Source organism: Mesorhizobium sp. M7A.F.Ca.CA.002.15.2.1, assembly GCF_003998715.1.
Lineage (GTDB): Bacteria > Pseudomonadota > Alphaproteobacteria > Rhizobiales > Rhizobiaceae > Mesorhizobium > Mesorhizobium ciceri.
In genome coordinates this window covers 1-3,190 of the sequence record NZ_RZPI01000636.1, presented here as the reverse complement: position 1 = coordinate 3,190, position 3,190 = coordinate 1, and the positions used below count along the sequence as shown (strand labels likewise).

Genomic DNA, 3,190 nt, shown 5'->3' with positions numbered 1-3,190 from the left:
CTCCAAGGACGCCATCATCGAGAGCGCCTTTGCCGGCCACAATTCGGTTGCCGGCATGGCCTTCGTGCTTTTGGTCATCGCCGCCTGCTTCACCTCCTTCTACTCCTGGCGGCTGATCTTCATGACCTTCCACGGCAAGCCGCGGGCGAGCCATGAGGTCATGCACCATGTCCATGAATCGCCGCCGGTGATGCTGGTGCCGCTGTTCATCCTGGCTGCGGGTGCGCTGTTTGCCGGCGTCATCTTCCACAACGCCTTCATCGGCGAGGGCTATGCCGAGTTCTGGAAGGCATCGCTGTTCACATTGCCTGACAATCACATCCTGCACGACATCCACGAATTGCCGCTGTGGGTCGAACTGTCGCCCTTCATCGCCATGCTGATCGGCTTCGCGCTGGCCTGGAAATTCTACATCCGCTCGCCGGAAATGCCGGTCAACCTGGCCGCGCAGCATCGCGGGCTCTACGCCTTCCTGCTCAACAAGTGGTATTTCGACGAGCTCTACGACTTCCTGTTCGTGCGGCCCGCCAAGCGCCTTGGCCATTTCCTGTGGAAGACCGGCGACGGCACCGTCATCGACGGCCTCGGCCCCGACGGTATCTCGGCGCGTGTCGTCGATGTCACCAACCGCGTCGTCAAGCTGCAGACCGGCTATCTCTACCACTACGCCTTCGCCATGCTGATCGGCGTTGCCGCACTCGTCACCTGGATGATGCTCTGATGACCGCCTGGCCAATCCTCTCGCTGGTCACCTTCCTGCCGCTGGTTGGTGTGCTGCTTATCCTGTTCATCAATGACGACAGCGAAAATGCACGCCGCAACATCCGCGCCATCGCGCTGTTGACGACGACTTTCACGTTCATCATCTCGCTGTTCATCTGGACCGGATTCGACAATTCGCAGTCCGGCTTCCAGTTCGTCGAGAAGGTCGCCTGGCTCGATTCCGGCATTTCCTACCATATGGGCGTCGACGGCATCTCGATGCTGTTCGTCATCCTGACGACCTTCCTGATGCCGCTCTGCATCCTGGCCTCGTGGGAATCGATCGAGAAGCGCGTCAAGGCCTACATGATTGCCTTCCTGCTGCTCGAAACGCTGATGATCGGCGTGTTCTGCGCGCTGGACATCGTGCTGTTCTACGTCTTCTTCGAAGCCGGCCTGATCCCGATGTTCATCATCATCGGCGTCTGGGGCGGCAAGCGGCGCGTCTACGCCTCGTTCAAGTTCTTCCTCTACACGCTCGCCGGTTCGGTGCTGATGCTGCTCGCCATCATGGCGATGTTCTTCCAGTCCGGAACAACCGACATCCCGACGCTGCTGACCCACAACTTCCCGGCCAACATGCAGACCTGGCTATGGCTTGCCTTCTTCGCCTCCTTCGCGGTGAAGATGCCGATGTGGCCGGTGCACACATGGCTGCCCGACGCGCACGTCGAGGCGCCGACGGCGGGCTCCGTCATCCTGGCCGGCATCCTGTTGAAAATGGGCGGGTACGGCTTCCTGCGCTTCTCCTTGCCGATGTTCCCGCTGGCGTCGGAAATGTTCGCGCCGCTGGTCTTCGCGCTGTCCGTCGTCGCCATCATCTACACCTCGCTGGTGGCGCTGATGCAGGAGGACATGAAGAAGCTGATCGCCTATTCGTCGGTTGCTCATATGGGCTTCGTCACCATGGGCATCTTCGCCATGAACCAGGAAGGCGTGCAGGGCGCGATCTTCCAGATGCTCAGCCACGGCCTCGTCTCCGGCGCGCTGTTCCTGTGCGTCGGCGTCATCTACGACCGCATGCACACACGTGAGATCGCGGCCTATGGCGGGCTGGTCAACAACATGCCGAAATACGCCACGGTGTTCCTGATCTTCACCATGGCCAATGTCGGCCTGCCCGGTACCAGCGGCTTCGTCGGCGAGTTCCTGACCATGCTCGGCGTGTTCCGGGTCAACACATGGGTGGCGTTCTTCGCCGCCACCGGCGTCATCCTGTCGGCCGCCTACGCGCTCTGGCTCTACCGCCGGGTGATCTTCGGCGCACTGACCAAGGAGAGCCTTAAGGGACTGCTCGACCTGTCGCCGCGCGAGAAGGTGATCATCTACCCGCTGGTCGTGCTGGTCATCTTCTTCGGCGTCTATCCCGCCCCGGTCTTCGACGCGACGGCCCAATCGGTCAAGTCGCTCGTCACCAATGTCACTGCATCCATCGGCACCGCGCAGACCGCGGCGGCGAACTGACCAGAGGTTTTGCGAACCATGACGCCGGACCTTCTCTCCAGCCTGTCGCTCTCGACGCCAGAGCTGATCCTTGCCGTCGGCGCGCTGGCGCTGCTGATGGTCGGAGCCTGTTCGCGCGCCAACACGGCCAACACGGTAACCGGCCTTGCGGTTGCCGTGCTGGCGATCGCGGGCGCCTGGCTGATCTTCCGAACCGGGCAGGGCAGCGCTTATGGCAATGCCTTCATCCAGGATTCCTTCGGCCGCTTCATGAAGGTGCTGGCACTGGTTGGCTCGGCGGTGACGCTGGTGATGTCGATGCGCTTCGCCAAGGCGGAGCGTTTCGACAAGTTCGAATATCCGGTGCTGATCCTGCTGTGCACGCTCGGCATGATGCTGATGATCTCGGCCAACAGCATGATCGGCCTCTATCTCGGCCTCGAGCTGCAGTCGCTGGCGATCTATGTGCTGTGCGCGATCAACCGCGACAATCTGCGCTCGACCGAAGCGGGCCTCAAATATTTCGTTCTCGGTGCGCTGTCGTCGGGCATGCTGCTCTATGGCATCAGCCTGGTCTACGGCTACACCGGCAACACCGGCTTCCAGGAAATCGCCACGGCACTCGGCAGCGGCGAGCGCCAGCTTGGCCTCGTTTTCGGCCTCGTCTTCGTGCTGGCCGGCCTTGCCTTCAAGATTTCCGCGGTGCCGTTCCACATGTGGACGCCTGACGTCTATGAGGGCGCGCCGACTCCGGTGACGGCCTTCCTGGCGGCGGCGCCGAAAATGGCGGCGATGGCACTGATCGTGCGCGTCACCATGGGCGCGTTCAAGCCAATCGCCGCCGACTGGCAGCAGATCATCGTCTTCATCTCGATCGCCTCGATGGCACTCGGCTCCTTCGCCGCAATCGGGCAGACCAACATCAAGCGCCTGATGGCCTATTCCTCGATTGGCCATATGGGTTACGCGCTGGTCGGCCTTGCCG

2 protein-coding genes and 1 pseudogene are annotated in these 3,190 nt (G+C 61.8%); all 3 read left to right on the top strand.

What is annotated here, in order from left to right:
- Positions 1-721, top strand: a pseudogene (locus ENZ74_RS26615) (NADH-quinone oxidoreductase subunit L); the annotation flags it as partial.
- Positions 721-2,226 carry an NADH-quinone oxidoreductase subunit M gene (locus ENZ74_RS26610; protein ID WP_063168235.1) on the top strand — a complete coding sequence of 502 codons (1,506 nt, stop codon included), beginning with the start codon at positions 721-723 and terminating at the stop codon, positions 2,224-2,226. The pseudogene ENZ74_RS26615 and the gene ENZ74_RS26610, both read left to right, overlap by 1 nt.
- Positions 2,227-2,244: 18 nt before the next feature.
- Positions 2,245-3,190, top strand: a 946-nt coding sequence (locus ENZ74_RS26605) for an NADH-quinone oxidoreductase subunit N (RefSeq protein ID WP_164761232.1), incomplete at its 3' end; no start/stop codon positions are given.